Source organism: Streptomyces sp. NPDC079167 (assembly GCF_040686735.1).
In the GTDB taxonomy this organism is placed as follows: Bacteria; Actinomycetota; Actinomycetes; order Streptomycetales; family Streptomycetaceae; genus Streptomyces.
Window position 1 is genome coordinate 36,589 of the sequence record NZ_JBFBLO010000008.1, and the last position, 14,712, is coordinate 51,300.

Sequence of the window (14,712 nt, forward strand, 5' to 3'; positions counted from 1 at the left end):
CTGCGGGGCCGGCTAGAGGCCCGGGATACGGCCGTTGCGGAAGAGGTCGACGAAGATCTGGTGGTCGGCACGGGCGCGCGCGCCGTAGCTGTGCGCGAAGTCCACCAGCAGCTCGGCGAAGCCCTCCTCGTCGGCCGCGATGGCCGCGTCGATCGCGCGCTCCGTGGAGAACGGCACCAGCGAGTGGCCGCTCTCGTCGTCCGCCGCCGAGTGCATCGTCGCCGTCGCCCGGCCGAGGTCGGCGACCACTGCCGCGATCTCCTCCGGCTCGTCGATGTCGGACCAGTCCAGGTCGACCGCGTACGGCGAGACCTCGGCGACCAGCTGCCCGGAGCCGTCCAGCTCGGTCCAGCCCAGCCACGGGTCGGCGTGCGCCTGGAGGGCGCGCTGCGAGATCACCGTGCGGTGTCCCTCGTGCTGGAAGTAGTCCCGCACGGCCGCGTCCGTGATGTGCCGGGACACGGCCGGGGTCTGCGCCTGCTTGAGGTAGATCACCACATCGTTCTCCAGGGCGTCGCTGTTGCCCTCCAGGAGAATGTTGTACGAGGGCAGCCCGGCCGACCCGATGCCGATGCCCCGGCGGCCGACGACGTCCTTCACGCGGTACGAGTCGGGGCGCGTGAGGCTCGACTCCGGCAGCGTCTCCAGATAGCCGTCGAACGCCGCGAGCACCTTGTAGCGCGTCGCCGCGTCCAGATCGATCGCGCCGCCGTCGGCGCTGAACCGGCGCTCGAAGTCCCGGATCTCCGTCATCGAGTCCAGCAGACCGAACCGGGTCAGCGCCCGGGCGTCGCGCAGCGCGCCGAGCAGCGGGCCGTCGGCGGTGTCCAGGGTGAAGGGCGGCACCTCGTCGTTCTTCGCGCCCGTCGCCAGGGCGTGGATCCGCTCGCGGTAGGCGGCGGCGTAGACCCGGACCAGCTCACCGATCTGGTCGTCGCCCAGCGCCTTGGCGTAACCGATCAGGGCGACCGAGGCGGCGAAGCGCTTGAGGTCCCACGTGAAGGGGCCCACATAGGCCTCGTCGAAGTCGTTGACGTTGAACACGAGCCGGCCGTTGGCGTCCATGTACGTGCCGAAGTTCTCGGCGTGCAGGTCGCCGTGGATCCACACCCTGCTCGTGCGCTCGTCCAGATAGGCGCCCGTGTGCTGCTCGCGGTCCAGATCGGCGTAGAAGAGGCCGGCCGAGCCCCGGTAGAACGCGAAGGCCGAGCCCGCCATCTTGCGGAACTTGACCCGGAAGGCTGCGGGGTCGGCGGCCAGGAGCTGCCCGAACGCGGTGTCGAAAACTGCGAGGATCTGCTCCCCGCGCTGCTCTGCGCCGGTCTGCGTGTCCGACATCGCTGGGTGCCTCCTGGTACATGGCGTTCATGACAAATGGGACGGGCGTCCCCGGTCTTCCAACGCGCGACCGTACCCCGGAGTGCCCGCCGCTTGTCACCTCGGAGACGTAGACTTCCACGCTGTCCCCCTCAGCCGTCATCCTCAGTTTCCCCGGAGGCACAGCGCCGTGAGCAAGCCGCCATTCACGCACCTGCACGTCCACACCCAGTACTCGCTGCTGGACGGTGCCGCGCGGCTCAAGGACATGTTCGAGGCGGCGAACACGATGGGCATGTCGCACATCGCGATGACCGACCACGGCAACCTCCACGGCGCCTACGACTTCTTCCACTCGGCCAAGAAGGCGGGTGTGACGCCGATCATCGGGATCGAGGCGTACGTCGCCCCCGAGTCCCGCAAGCACAAGCGCAAGATCCAGTGGGGCCAGCCGCACCAGAAGCGGGATGACGTCTCGGGTTCCGGTGGTTACACCCACAAGACGATCTGGGCGGCGAACAGCACCGGACTGCACAACCTCTTCAAGCTCTCCTCGGACGCGTACGCCGAGGGCTGGCTGCAGAAGTGGCCGCGCATGGACAAGGAGACCATCTCCCAGTGGTCCGAGGGCCTGATCGCCTCCACCGGGTGCCCCTCGGGTGAGCTGCAGACCCGTCTGCGCCTCGGCCAGTTCGACGAGGCGGTCAAGGCTGCCTCCGAGTACCAGGACATCTTCGGCAAGGACCGGTACTTCCTGGAGCTGATGGACCACGGCATCGACATCGAGCGCCGGGTCCGCGACGACCTGCTGCGGGTCGGCAAGAAGCTCGGCATCCCGCCGCTCGTGACGAACGACTCGCACTACACCTACGCCCACGAGGCGACCGCGCACGACGCGCTGCTCTGCATCCAGACCGGCAAGAACCTCTCCGACCCGGACCGCTTCCGCTTCGACGGCACGGGTTACTACCTGAAGACGACGGACGAGATGTACGCCGTCGACTCCTCGGACGCCTGGCAGGAGGGCTGCGCCAACACCCTCCTGGTCGCGCAGCAGATCGACACCGCCGGCATGTTCGAGAAGCGCGACCTGATGCCGAAGTTCGACATCCCGGAGGGCTTCACCGAGGTCACCTGGTTCCAGGAGGAGGTCCGGGTCGGCATGGAACGCCGCTACCCCGGCGGTGTCCCCGAGGACCGGCAGAAGCAGGCCGAGTACGAGATGGACATCATCATCCAGATGGGGTTCCCGGGGTACTTCCTCGTCGTCGCCGACTTCATCATGTGGGCCAAGAACAACGGCATCGCGGTCGGCCCCGGCCGTGGTTCCGCCGCCGGTTCGATCGTCGCGTACGCCATGGGCATCACCGACCTCGACCCGATCACCCACGGGCTGATCTTCGAGCGCTTCCTCAACCCCGAGCGCGTCTCCATGCCCGACGTCGACATCGACTTCGACGAGCGCAGGCGCGTCGAGGTCATCCGGTACGTCACCGAGAAGTACGGCGCCGACAAGGTCGCCATGATCGGCACGTACGGCAAGATCAAGGCCAAGAACGCCATCAAGGACTCCGCGCGCGTCCTCGGCTACCCCTATGCGATGGGCGACCGCCTCACCAAGGCCATGCCCGCCGACGTCCTCGGCAAGGGCATCGACCTCAGCGGCATCACGGACCCGAAGCACCCGCGCTACAGCGAGGCGGGCGAGATCCGGGGGATGTACGAGAACGAACCGGACGTCCAGAAGGTCATCGACACCGCCAAGGGCGTCGAGGGCCTCGTCCGGCAGATGGGCGTGCACGCCGCAGGCGTGATCATGTCCAGCGAGCCCATCGTCGACCACGCCCCGGTCTGGGTGCGGCACACCGACGGCGTCACCATCACGCAGTGGGACTACCCCCAGTGCGAGTCGCTCGGCCTGCTGAAGATGGACTTCCTCGGGCTGCGCAACCTGACGATCATGGACGACGCCATCAAGATGGTGAAGGCCAACAAGGGCGTCGACCTGGAGATGCTCTCCCTGCCCCTGGACGACCCCAAGACGTACGAGCTGCTCTGCCGCGGTGACACGCTCGGGGTGTTCCAGTTCGACGGCGGCCCCATGCGTTCGCTGCTGCGCCAGATGCAGCCCGACAACTTCGAGGACATCTCCGCCGTCTCGGCCCTCTACCGGCCGGGCCCGATGGGAATGAACTCGCACACGAACTACGCCGAGCGCAAGAACGCCCGGCAGGAGATCACCCCGATCCACCCGGAGCTGGAGGAGCCCCTCAAGGAGGTCCTCGGGCTCACCTACGGCCTGATCGTCTACCAGGAGCAGGTGCAGAAGGCCGCCCAGATCGTCGCCGGGTACTCCCTCGGCGAGGCCGACATCCTGCGCCGTGTGATGGGCAAGAAGAAGGCCGACGAGCTGGCGAAGAACTTCGTCCTCTTCGAGGCGGGCGCCAAGAAGAACGGCTTCTCCGACGCGGCGATCAAGGCCCTGTGGGACGTCCTGGTGCCCTTCGCCGGATACGCGTTCAACAAGGCGCACTCCTCCGCGTACGGCCTCGTCACGTACTGGACCGCCTACCTCAAGGCGAACTACCCCGCCGAGTACATGGCGGCCCTGCTGACCTCCGTCAAGGACGACAAGGACAAGTCGGCGGTCTACCTCAACGAGTGCCGGCGCATGGGCATCAAGGTGCTCCCGCCGAACGTCAACGAGTCCGAGTCGAACTTCGCCGCCCAGGGTGACGACGTGATCCTCTTCGGGCTGACCGCCGTCCGCAACGTCGGGCAGAACGTGGTCGACTCGATCATCAGATGCCGCAAGGCGAAGGGGAAGTACTCCACGTTCCCCGACTTCCTCGACAAGGTCGAAGCGGTCGTCTGCAACAAGCGCACCGTCGAATCGCTGATCAAGGCCGGTGCCTTCGACGAGATGGGGCACACCCGCAAGGGGCTCGTCGCCCACCACGAGCCGATGATCGACAACGTGGTGCAGGTCAAGCGCAAGGAGGCCGAGGGGCAGTTCGACCTCTTCGGCGGCGGCGAGGAGGACAGCGGCGAACCCGGCTTCGGACTCGACGTGGAGTTCTCCGACATCGAGTGGGAGAAGTCCTACCTGCTCGCGCAGGAGCGCGAGATGCTCGGACTGTACGTCTCCGACCACCCGCTCTTCGGTCTGGAGCACGTCCTGTCCGACAAGTCGGACGCGGCGATCTCGCAGCTCACCGGCGGTGAGCACTCCGACGGCGCGATCGTCACCGTGGGAGGCATCATCTCCGGCCTCCAGCGCAAGATGACCAAGCAGGGCAACGCCTGGGCCATCGCGACCGTGGAGGACCTCGCGGGCTCCATCGAGTGCATGTTCTTCCCCGCGACCTACCAGCTGGTCTCCACCCAGCTCGTCGAGGACACCGTCGTCTTCGTCAAGGGACGCCTCGACAAGCGCGAGGACGTGCCGCGCCTCGTCGCCATGGAGATGCAGGTCCCCGACATCTCCAACGCCGGGTCCAACGCACCCGTCATCCTGACGATCCCCACGGTCAGGGTCACCCCGCCCATGGTCAGCCGGCTCGGTGAGGTCCTCAGCAACCACCGCGGCGACACCGAGGTGCGCATCAGGCTCCAGGGCCCCCGCAAGACCACCGTGCTCCGGCTCGACCGGCACCGCGTCAAGCCGGACCCCGCACTCTTCGGCGACCTGAAGGTGCTGCTCGGCCCGTCCTGCCTGGCCGGCTGACGGCCCGCCCCGCACCCACGAGAGGGGCGCCCCGCCACTGGCGGGGCGCCCCTCTCGGCCTGCCGGCCCGTGAACCGGTCAGTTGTGGCCGAACCGCTTCTGGTGCTTGCGCGCGACGTCCGCCGGGCTGCCCTGCGCCTGCGACTGGGGCTGGGTCTGCGACTCGTACGCCGTCGACTTGGCCTCCTCGGCGCCACGCTCCGCGGCCGAAGCGCGGTCGTGCTGGCTGCCCTGCTTGCGGTTCTTGTTCTTCGCCATCGTGATGCCTCCTGTGGAAGCTCTGGGGGGTCCAGAACCGCTGTCAGACTCACATATCACCACAAAGGACGCATGTTGGATCATTACCGAGCGTAGTAGGCGAGGTATCATCCGCCGTTCCCGGATCCGCCACGCCGATGATCGAGTTCCGGACCTTAACCCCCGCGCCGTCGGGCAGACTCGAAGGAAACCCTGAGTAAGCGAACCCCGGGCCGGCGGACGCACCCCCATGTCAGGGGCCGCTGATCCGCTCCCGAACTGGAAGAGGGTGGAACGCGTGGACCGTTGCGTCGTCCTGGTGGACGCCGGCTACTTGCTGGGCGCAGCCGCGAGTCTGCTGGCAGGAGAGCCCGCCCGTTCCCGCATCACCGTCGACCACGCGGCCCTGATCCAGGGCCTGCGCGAGCGCGCGGAGGCCGACACGGAACAGCCCCTGCTGCGCATCTACTGGTTCGACGGCGCCCCCGACCGCGTGCCGCAGCCCGAGCACCGCAGGCTGCGCGTCATGCCACGGGTGACCGTCAGGCTGGGCGCCCTCACCCGCAGTGACGGACGGTGGGCACAGAAGGGCGTCGACGCGGCCATGCACGCCGAGCTGACCGAGCTGGCCAGGAACCGCGCCTGCTCCGACGTGGTGCTCGTGACCGGTGACGGCGATCTGCTGCCCGGGCTCATGTCCGCCAAGGAGCACGGCGTCGCCGTCCACCTCTGGGCCGTCCAGGCCGCCGACGGCGACTACAACCAGTCCGAGGACCTCGTCGCCGAGGCCGACGAGCGGCGGGTGCTCGACCGGGCCTGGATCACCAAGGCCGTACGCGCCAAGGAGACCGGCGGCATCTGCGCGCCCCCGCCCGTCCCGCGCCCCGAGATCGCCGCGATCCTGTCCGCGCCGCTGCCCGAGGCCGCCCTCGCCGCCTCCGCCGAGCGGGCGTCCGAGGCCCAGGCCGCCGCGGCCCGTAACGGCACCGGCTCGGCGGACAGGGAAGCCGTCCCGCACCCCCAGCCGGTGCCCGGGCCCAAGGGTGTACCCACCCCCAAGGACCTGGCGAGCCTGCGCGCACCGGTCGCCCAGGCCGCGCAGCACACCGCCCAGCCCCCGGCCGCCAACGCGACACTGCGCTGGTCGTCCGACAAGGGCTGGGTCGAGCGCGGCGGACCGCTCGGCGAACCGGCCGAGACCGCGTCCCTGCCGACCCTGGCCCACCTCACCAGCGCGGAACAGCGCTGGGCGGACCGGGAGGAGGACATCACCACCGTCGGCGGTGACCCCTTCGAGGTCGGCCAGGTCTTCGCCCGGCGCTGGATGGAACGGCTGCCGGAGACCGTCCACCTGCAGAAGCTGTCCACCATGTACCCCCGCATCCCGCACCGCATCGACGGGGAACTGCTCAGGTACGCGGCCCGCTTCGGGCTGCTGGCGCACAAGGACGACCAGATCGACGAGCACGACCGCTATGCCATCAGGGCGGGGTTCTGGCGCGAGATCGACGTACGGGCCGCCGCCGAGCACGCTCCCGCGGGGGAGTGAGCGGGGCGGCGCTGCCCGGCCCCGGACGCGATACGGGGCATCCGACCCCGTAGGCTCATCCCTCGTGAGTACGGGCACAGCACAGGCTACGGGCGCAGCGCAGGCGCAGACCGGCACCGTGTGCGCGGTGCGTGACCTGGTCAAGACCTACCCGGCCGTCCGTGGCCGGCGAGGCCGCGCCGCCACTCCCGAGGTGCGCGCCACCGACGGGGTCCGCCTCGATGTCCGGCGCGGTGAGATCTTCGGACTGCTCGGACCCAACGGTGCGGGCAAGTCCACGCTCGTGCGCCAGCTCACCGGACTGATGCGCCCCGACTCCGGGAGCGTCGAGGTGCTGGGACACGACCTGGTGCGCCACCCCGAGCGGGCCTCGCGGCTCATCGGCTACCTGGGCCAGGAGTCCACCGCCCTCGACGAACTGACCGTGTCGCTCGCCGCGGAGACCACCGGGCGGCTCAGGGGCCTGCCCGTACGGGAGGCGCGTGCCGCCCGCGACGACGTGCTCGAGGAGCTCGGGATCACCGGCCTCGCCGGACGCCCGCTGAAGAAGCTGTCCGGCGGGCAGCGGCGGCTCGCCTGCTTCGCCGCGGCGCTGGTCGGCGAGCGTCCCCTCCTGGTGCTGGACGAGCCGACGACCGGCATGGACCCCGTCGCCCGGCGCTCCGTCTGGTCCGCCGTCGACCGCAGGCGTGCCGAGCACGGGGCGACGGTGCTGCTCGTGACCCACAACGTCATCGAGGCGGAGACAGTCCTGGACCGCGTGGCGGTCATGGAGCGCGGCAAGGTCATCGCCTGCGACACCCCGTCCGGGCTCAAGGAACGGGTGGCCGGCGAGGTGCGGGTCGAGCTGGTGTGGCGCGAGCGCGCACCGCTCGACGTCCCGGAGGTGGCCGCGCTCCGTGAATCCGCGCAGGAGTCGGGGCGCAAGTGGGTGCTGCGGCTCGGACCCGACGAGGCGCGGGCCGCGGTCGCCGCGGTGACCGGCGGGGCGGCGTTCTCCTCGCTCGACGACTTCACGCTGGCCACGCCCAGCCTGGAGGACGTCTATCTGGCGCTCGGCGGGGACGCCGCCAGGGCCGAGGGACTGGTGAAGGCGTGAGCAGGACGGTGAACGTGTCACGAAACGTGTCGGAGTCGGACGGGAGCACTGCCAGGTGACGAGCATCGTTCCCACGGAGTCCGCGAAGGTGACCGGCCCGAAGGTGCGCACCTCCGCCGTACGGACCGGCCCGCCCGCCCGCACGGCCCCCGCGGCCCTCGCGCCGAGGGCAAGGCTGCTCCCGTCGCTGGCCGCCGTCTACCGGGCGCAGCTGTCGCGGGCGAGGGTCGCGCGCATTCCGCTGCTGTTCGTCGCGACCTTCCAGTCCGTCGGGATCATGGTGCTGATGCGCGGGGTCGTCGACGGCGGTGCGGAGGCACGGGCCGTCGTCGCCGGTTCCAGCGTGCTGGTCGTGGCCTTCGTCGCGCTCAATCTGCTCGCGCAGTACTTCGGCCAGCTCCGGGCCGGCGGCGGGCTCGACCACTACGCGACGCTGCCGGTGCCGCCGGCCGCGGTGGTGCTGGGGGCGGCGGGGGCGTACGCCTCGTTCACCGTGCCAGGCACGATCGTCACGGCGGTGGCGGGCAGCGCGCTGTTCGGGCTCCCCATGACGCACCTGTGGGTGCTCGTCGCCGTCATCCCCCTCTCCGGGGCCGCGCTCTCCGGACTGGGAGCCGCGCTCGGGCTGCTGGCGCCGCGGCAGGAGGTGGCGACACTGCTGGGGCAGCTGGGCATGTCGGCGGCACTGCTGCTGGGCGTGCTGCCGGCCGAGCGGCTGCCCGGCCCGATCGGGTGGGCGCGCGACCTGCTCCCGTCGACCTACGGCGTCGAGGCGCTGTCCCGGTCCTTCGACGCCCACCCCGACTGGGCGGTCGTCGCTCTCGACCTCGCGGTGTGCGCGGCGGTCGGTGTGCTCTCGCTGGCCGTGGCCACCTGGGCGTACCGGCGTGCGGCGGTCCGGTGAGGCGGCGCACACGTCAGCCTGGCACGATGGCACTGTGACCGCACCGTTGACGCCGCCGCACCAGCCCCAGCCGAACGACCCGTGGCAGGCCCCGCCCGCCGGGTCGCACCTGTCCGGCGAGCAGCCGGGCCCGGACGAGCGGCGTGCGGAGCTGCGGCAGGCCGGGGTGATCGCCGCGGTGCTGACGGTGGCCGGTGCGGGCCTCGGGCTGCTCTGGCTGTGGCTGGCGCCCCGGGTGCCGCTCGTCTCCGACGAGACCGCCGTGTTCCTCAAGAACAGCGAGGGCGAGGAGGCCATCGGTGCCGACGGCACGTTCGTGCTGCTGGCACTCGCCTTCGGCCTGGTCTCGGCGGCCGTCGTGTTCCTCCTCCGCCGGCGCGGGGGCATTCCGCTGGTGGTGGGGCTCGCCCTGGGCGGGCTGCTCGGTTCCCTGCTCGCCTGGGGGGTCGGCACCTGGCTGGGGCCGACGTCCGATGTGGTGGCCCATGCCAAGGAGGCCGGCCAGGGGGTCACCTTCGACGCGCCGCTGGAGCTGCACGCGGTGGGGGCGGCGATCCTCGCCTGGCCCATCGCCGCGATGATCGTCCACCTGGGTCTGACGGCGCTGTTCGGGCCGCGGGATCCTGAGCCCGAGTGGGAGAGCCCGTACGGGACGCCCCGGGCCGAGGCGGGGGACGGGACCGCCCCCGAGTGGCCGGCGGCAGAGGCCGGCCGGCCGGCGGACAAGCCGGACCCGGGACGGCCGTAGCGCTTCCCGTGGGTCCCGTGCGGGAGCCGCCCGGCTCCGCGGTGCCGTTCCGTCTGCGTCCGGTCGTTTCCGTCAGGTCCGTTTCCGCCCCACGGACAGGGGCAGGCGACCGGGTGAACACCTACGAAAGGACCGACATGAGCGCCGGAGAGAAGAGCAAGGCCAAGACCGAGCAGATCGTCGGGAAGGCCGTACGCAAGGTGGCCCACGCGGTCGGCGACGACACCACCGCGGCCAAGGGAGCGGCCCTGGAGGCCCGCGGCAAGGGCCGGGGCACCAAGGAGAAGTCGAAGGACGCCTTCAAGCGCTGAGCGCGTGCCGGCGGAAGCGGTTCACGCTTCCCGGCCCGCCGCGAGGCGGTTCACGCTTCCCGGCCCGCCGCGAGGCGGTTCACGCTTCCCGGCCCGTCGCGCCCGGGCGTCAGCGGGGTGCGCCGGCAGCGCACCGCACACAGGTCCTCGCTGCCGGGCGCACCTCGAGACGGCCCGGCGGGATCGGGTCGCGGCACGCCTCGCAGCGCCCGTAGTCGCCTTGCTCCAGCCGTTCCAGGGCCCGGTCCACCTCCTCAAGGTGGTCCCTCGCCCGGTCGAGCAGCGAGGCGACATGGGCCCGCTCGAAGGCGGTGCTGGATCCCTCCGGGTCGTGCTCGTCGTCCACCGCCACCAGGGCGTTCGCCTCGACGATCCCGTCGAAATCGCTCCGCAGAGCCGCGAGCCGGGACTCCGTGGAGCGGCGTTCCGCGAGCAGTCGCTCCCGGGCGGCCGCGAGGCCGCCCGGTCCGGCTCCGGCAGAAGAAGATTCGTTCACCTGTGCGGAAACGGTCGCACAGGGGGTCCGCATTCCGCGAAGCCCGCGCGCCGAGGGGTTTCCGCTACGACCGGCCGACCGGGGCCAGGGTGGCGTCCGTCAGAGTGGCCAGGTCGGAGGGGGAGAGCTCGACCTCCAGGCCCCGCCGCCCGGCCGAGACGCAGATCGTGGAGTGCGACCCGGCCGACGCGTCCAGCACCGTACGCAGACGCTTGCGCTGGCCCAGCGGGGAGATGCCTCCCCTGACGTAGCCCGTGGTGCGTTCGGCCGCCGACGGGTCGGCCATGGCCGCACGCTTGCCGCCCACCGCCGTCGCCAGAGCCTTCAGGTCCAGGGATCCCGCCACAGGGACGACCGCGACGACCAGTTCACCGTCGACGTCCGCGACCAGGGTCTTGAACACCCGGTCGGCCGGGACGCCGAGGGCCTCGGCCGCCTCTTCCCCGTACGACGGCGACGAGGGATCGTGGTCGTACGCGTGCACCGTGAACACCGTGCCGGCCGTGGTCAGGGCGACCGTGGCCGGGGTGGAGCCGGACTGCTGTTTCCTGGGCTTCTTCGCCACCGGGGCCGGTCCTCGGGTCAGTTGGGGTACGTGGGGTCGCGGGTCAGGTCGGACGCCGGCAGGGAGGGCAGGTGCCGGATGACGGCCGTCTCCCTGCGCAGCAGCGCCAGCTCCTCCCGCAGCCGGGTCGCGGTGTCCGGGGCCTGGAGCAGCCGCTGCTTCGTCGGGACGTCGAGCACTGCGGCGGCGGCCACGAGATACGAGACCACGGACGGGTCGTCCGGCAGGTCCGCACCGGTCGTCAGGGAACGCTCGCTCGCCCCGGCCAGCCGCTTCTGGTAGCTGCGGAAGGCCCGCAGGACGCCCTCCGACAGCGCGCCCGCCTCGTCCGTGGGCGAGTCCTCGCCCTCGTCGGCCCCCGGGTCCTCGGGCAGCTCCTCGATCTCGGCCGTCAGGAACGGGCCGCTCGCGTCGACGGAGAGCAGCCGGACCCGTGTGGTGCCGGTCGCCAGGACCTCGTAACTGCCGTCGGCGCGCTCACGGATCTTCGCCGCGTCGGCGACGCAGCCGACCCGGTGGAAGGTCTGCAGGGGGTCGGGACCGAAGCCGTCACCCGGAGCCCGTTCGGCCGGAGGCGCGGTGGTGGCCGTGTCCGGCATGCCGGTGGCCGTGGGGGCGGTCTCGCGGCCGTCGCGGATCGCGACCACCACGAAGCGGCGCGGTTCGTCCTCGTCGATCTCGAGCAGGTCGCGCATCATGGCGCGATAACGCTCCTCGAAGACGTTGAGCGGCAGCACGAGGCCGGGGAACAGCACCGCGTTCAGCGGGAAGAGGGGCAGGCGAGCGGTGGTCACAACCGCCAAGCCTAATGGCCGCGGCGCCCGCTGTGTTCCGGCCGCCCGCACAGGGGTGTGGAAGAGGCCACCCGGAGCCGGACACCGGTCCGCGCGTCGAGGAATCCGCCGAGCGCCTCCCCGGTCACGGCGGCCCACGGGAACGAGGTCGCGTAGGGCCCGATCAGCCGGAACTGCTCCAGCGCCTCGGCCGCGCGGCCCCGGGCGACCAGGACGTAGGCCAGCAGGTTGCGGACCTCGGCCGGCCAGGGGTCACCCGCGGGGAATCCGGCCGAGAACCGGATGGCGAGGTCGGCGGCGGCGTCGATCCGGTCCGTCTGTACGGAGGTCGCCCGCGCGGACGCCTTCTCGTCCCGCAGCAGCGCGAAGGCCGCCCGCACGGGCAGGGCCTGCACCAGGGAGTCCGCGGCGGCGTCCTCGGCCGCCCGCTCGGCGAAGTCGAAGCACTCACGGTGGGAGCCGTACCACTCGGCCGAGAGATACCGGAGAGCGGAGACATGGCTGCCGTAGTGGTGCGGGGAGCGTCGGACGGCCTGCTCCCACAGCGACTCGAAGACCGTGTGCGAGGCGTGTGTGCCCCGGGCGTGGTCGAGCGCCAGCCGCCACGGCACCGGGTCATGGGCATCGGCCTCGGCCGCCGCCGTGATCAGCGGCCCCACCTCGCGCAGCAGCTCCGCGTGGGCGGGGGACTCCCAGGCGCGGCGCACCGCCAGCGCGGCCTTGACGAGCAGGGCGTCCGGGTCGCGCGGCGCGGCGGCCAGCCAGCCGGTGAGCCAGCCGTCGCGACTGCGCGCGAAGGCGACCAGCCGGGCCAGCGTGCGGTCCCGGGTCTCCCAGTCGGCGGCGTCCCTGGTGGTGGCGAGGAGCTTGGCCGCGGGCTCGAAGTCGCCGAGGGCAGCCGCCACCAGCGCGGGGGAGAGCCGCTCGTCGGGGGCGTCGAGCATCACCGCGTCGTCCGCCGGCAGCCCGGCGGTCAGCCCGGGGCCGTACCGGAACGTGCGCGCGGAGTTCAGCACTGCACGGAGGAAAGCCATGGTGCAGACCATTGAAAAGCCCTGGTGAGGGCTGCGCCAGAGGGCCTCTGTGAAGCTTCTGTAGCGAGTGGAAGGGTTGCCCTGAGCGGGGTCAAGAAAAGGCAAAGGAAGAGCGAGTGAGTGGCGTGATTCCGACCGTACGGTTGCCGGCGACCGCCCGCCCTGCCGGACCTCGGCCGGCCTTTCGACCGCTGCGCCGGCCCCTCGCGACCGCTGCGCCGGCAGGGATCCGGCGGGACGGGGCACCGGCCTCCGGTCAGCCGCGCCGCAGGAGCCGGGAGGCGCCCGCCGCCACAGTCGTGGCCAGTATCCAACCCAGCAGCACGAGAGCCGCCGCCGTCCACTGCCAGCCGCCCTCCAGCAGCCAGTAGCCGTCCTGCCCGAGATTGATCACCGGCACCAGCAGATCCAGCGCGTACAGCGCGGGATTCCACTGCGGGTGCTCGCTCCCCTTGATCGACTCCGGGCGGTACTGCGAGAAGGCCACCGCCCCCGCCGCCCACAGCACCGCCATCCAGACCAGGGCCCGCCCCGGCCGGTAGCCGTACGCCACCGTCCAGTCCTGCAGATAGCCCCAGATCCGTCCGGCGGCCGGCAGCGTCTCGCGGCGGCGCCGCTGTTTGGCCAGCAGCACCTCGCGTGCGTCCGCGTCCTCCCCGCAGCTGCGGAGCACCGCCGCGAGACGCTCGTACGGCTCCGGGACGTACTCCGGGGTCGCGGCCAGCACCCACTCCAGGCGCCGGGAGAGCGGGAAATGGCCGTACGGGACGAGGTTCTCGTACACGAAGCCGCCCATCGCCAGGCCGCCCGGGCCTGGCCAGCTGGTCGACACGTCGATCAGGGTGACCACCTTCGCGCCGTTCAGCACGACCCGGCCCTCCCTCGGGCGCTCCGCGTTGAAGCGCAGCTCGGGCGTGACGATCCGGCGCAGCGAGAGCTCCTCGCGGTCGGCGAGCACGAAACGGGCCTTGTGCAGGTCCACCGCGTCCCCGAACCGCCCGTCGTCGAGCCGCACCGCGCCCCGGCACTCGAAGACCTGCGCACGTGTCCCGCGCGCCGGACCACCGCCGCGCGCGACACCGAAGGGGGGAGTGGTGCCCTGGTTGCCCGTGTCGATGACCACCCACGCCTCCGTCATGTACAGCGTGCGCTCCACGCTCAGCTGCGGGGCGTTCAGCGCCCGCCGCCCGTCCGTGGCGCGCAGCCGGCTGCCGCGCAGGCTCAGCGAACCGCCGACCTTCGCGCCGCGCAGACTCAGCTCGCCGCGCGTCTCGATCATCTCGGCCTGCAGGTCCTGCGCCACCGACATCCCGTCGCCCACGAAGGCGCGTCCGCGCCGGTCCGGGCCGATGGCGATCTGGTTGATCAGGAGATCCGTGCCGATCTGGGCGTCGGTCAGCCGGACGCCACGCTCGATCCGGCAGCGCGGCAGATGGAGGTCGCCCTCCGTGTGGAGCCGGGCCGCGTCCAGCCTCGGCACCGCGCACCCCACCATCCGCAACGTGGTGAAGTGGCACTCGGGCAGCACGACCTCCTGCTCGAAGCGGCAGCCCGTGAGCTCGACGTACGGAGACACCCGGCCGCCCGCCAGGTCCAGCTTCCCGGTGATCCGCACGCCCCGGAGCTTCAGCGCGGCCACCCGCCCCGGCCGTGCGGGCGGCCCGTCGAGGAGCAGGCGCGCCACCGTGCGCGCGCCGACACTGCGCTCGGGGCCCCAGATGTGCGGGGCGAACGGATCGTCGCGCACCGGATCGTGGACACGAAGATCGTAGGTCGTGCCGTTACGGAAGGACTGCCACATACCCAGCTCCGCGGCGCTGAGCCCGTCGGGGATCCCGCCGTCGTGCGGTTCGGTCACTGCCTCACCTCCGCCTGCGCGGGCCGACCCGCGCTTCGTACAGTCGTTCTTCCCTCTGTGTGACCACGTGAAC

13 protein-coding genes are annotated in these 14,712 nt (G+C 71.5%); 6 read left to right on the forward strand and 7 right to left on the reverse strand.

The annotated features are described in order from the left end of the window. Nucleotides 1–12: 12 nt before the first annotated feature. Nucleotides 13–1,338 (reverse strand): DUF2252 domain-containing protein, encoded by a 1,326-nt coding sequence (locus AB0P41_RS18190; RefSeq protein ID WP_356716609.1) that lies wholly within the window; start codon nt 1,336–1,338, stop codon nt 13–15. A 169-nt stretch (nt 1,339–1,507) separates the two neighbouring features. On the opposite strand from AB0P41_RS18190, the gene dnaE reads away from it, so the two are divergent. Next, nucleotides 1,508–5,044 carry a DNA polymerase III subunit alpha gene (gene dnaE, locus AB0P41_RS18195; protein ID WP_365932875.1) on the forward strand — a complete coding sequence of 1,179 codons (3,537 nt, stop codon included), beginning with the start codon at nt 1,508–1,510 and terminating at the stop codon, nt 5,042–5,044. A 78-nt stretch (nt 5,045–5,122) separates the two neighbouring features. Here the strand turns inward: dnaE and AB0P41_RS18200 are convergent, their stop codons facing one another. After that, nucleotides 5,123–5,302 carry a hypothetical protein gene (locus tag AB0P41_RS18200; protein WP_104789831.1) on the reverse strand — a complete coding sequence of 60 codons (180 nt, stop codon included), beginning with the start codon at nt 5,300–5,302 and terminating at the stop codon, nt 5,123–5,125. 268 nt (nt 5,303–5,570) lie between these two features. On the opposite strand from AB0P41_RS18200, the gene AB0P41_RS18205 reads away from it, so the two are divergent. From AB0P41_RS18205 to AB0P41_RS18225, 5 genes are all read left to right on the forward strand, one after another. Continuing rightward, nucleotides 5,571–6,830 (forward strand): NYN domain-containing protein, encoded by a 1,260-nt coding sequence (locus AB0P41_RS18205; RefSeq protein WP_365933168.1) that lies wholly within the window; start codon nt 5,571–5,573, stop codon nt 6,828–6,830. A gap of 118 nt (nt 6,831–6,948) precedes the next feature. Then, nucleotides 6,949–7,929, forward strand: coding sequence for an ABC transporter ATP-binding protein (locus AB0P41_RS18210; protein ID WP_356712354.1), 981 nt, complete (start codon nt 6,949–6,951; stop codon nt 7,927–7,929). A 103-nt stretch (nt 7,930–8,032) separates the two neighbouring features. After that, complete coding sequence (locus AB0P41_RS18215; RefSeq protein WP_356712352.1) at nt 8,033–8,833, forward strand: ABC transporter permease; 801 nt, start codon at nt 8,033–8,035, stop codon at nt 8,831–8,833. 34 nt (nt 8,834–8,867) lie between these two features. Continuing rightward, nucleotides 8,868–9,581 carry an ABC transporter permease gene (locus AB0P41_RS18220; RefSeq protein ID WP_356712336.1) on the forward strand — a complete coding sequence of 238 codons (714 nt, stop codon included), beginning with the start codon at nt 8,868–8,870 and terminating at the stop codon, nt 9,579–9,581. Between the two features lie 137 nt (nt 9,582–9,718). Then, the gene (locus AB0P41_RS18225; RefSeq protein ID WP_238442104.1) at nt 9,719–9,892 is read left to right on the forward strand and encodes a hypothetical protein; all 174 of its coding nucleotides are present in this window, start codon (nt 9,719–9,721) and stop codon (nt 9,890–9,892) included. Between the two features lie 109 nt (nt 9,893–10,001). Here the strand turns inward: AB0P41_RS18225 and AB0P41_RS18230 are convergent, their stop codons facing one another. From AB0P41_RS18230 to AB0P41_RS18250, 5 genes are all read right to left on the reverse strand, one after another. Next, a complete protein-coding gene (locus AB0P41_RS18230; RefSeq protein ID WP_365932877.1) occupies nt 10,002–10,388 on the reverse strand; it encodes a TraR/DksA C4-type zinc finger protein in 387 nt (128 codons plus the stop codon). A gap of 64 nt (nt 10,389–10,452) precedes the next feature. Beyond that, on the reverse strand, nt 10,453–10,953 hold the full coding sequence (gene ybaK, locus AB0P41_RS18235; protein ID WP_365932879.1) for a Cys-tRNA(Pro) deacylase: 501 nt from the start codon (nt 10,951–10,953) through the stop codon (nt 10,453–10,455). Nucleotides 10,954–10,970: 17 nt separating this feature from the next. Continuing rightward, nucleotides 10,971–11,747 carry an LON peptidase substrate-binding domain-containing protein gene (locus AB0P41_RS18240; RefSeq protein WP_356712330.1) on the reverse strand — a complete coding sequence of 259 codons (777 nt, stop codon included), beginning with the start codon at nt 11,745–11,747 and terminating at the stop codon, nt 10,971–10,973. A gap of 11 nt (nt 11,748–11,758) precedes the next feature. Further along, a complete protein-coding gene (locus tag AB0P41_RS18245) occupies nt 11,759–12,793 on the reverse strand; it encodes a hypothetical protein (protein WP_365932881.1) in 1,035 nt (344 codons plus the stop codon). A gap of 244 nt (nt 12,794–13,037) precedes the next feature. Next, nucleotides 13,038–14,639, reverse strand: coding sequence for an oxidoreductase (locus tag AB0P41_RS18250; protein ID WP_356712326.1), 1,602 nt, complete (start codon nt 14,637–14,639; stop codon nt 13,038–13,040). Nucleotides 14,640–14,712: the final 73 nt, after the last annotated feature.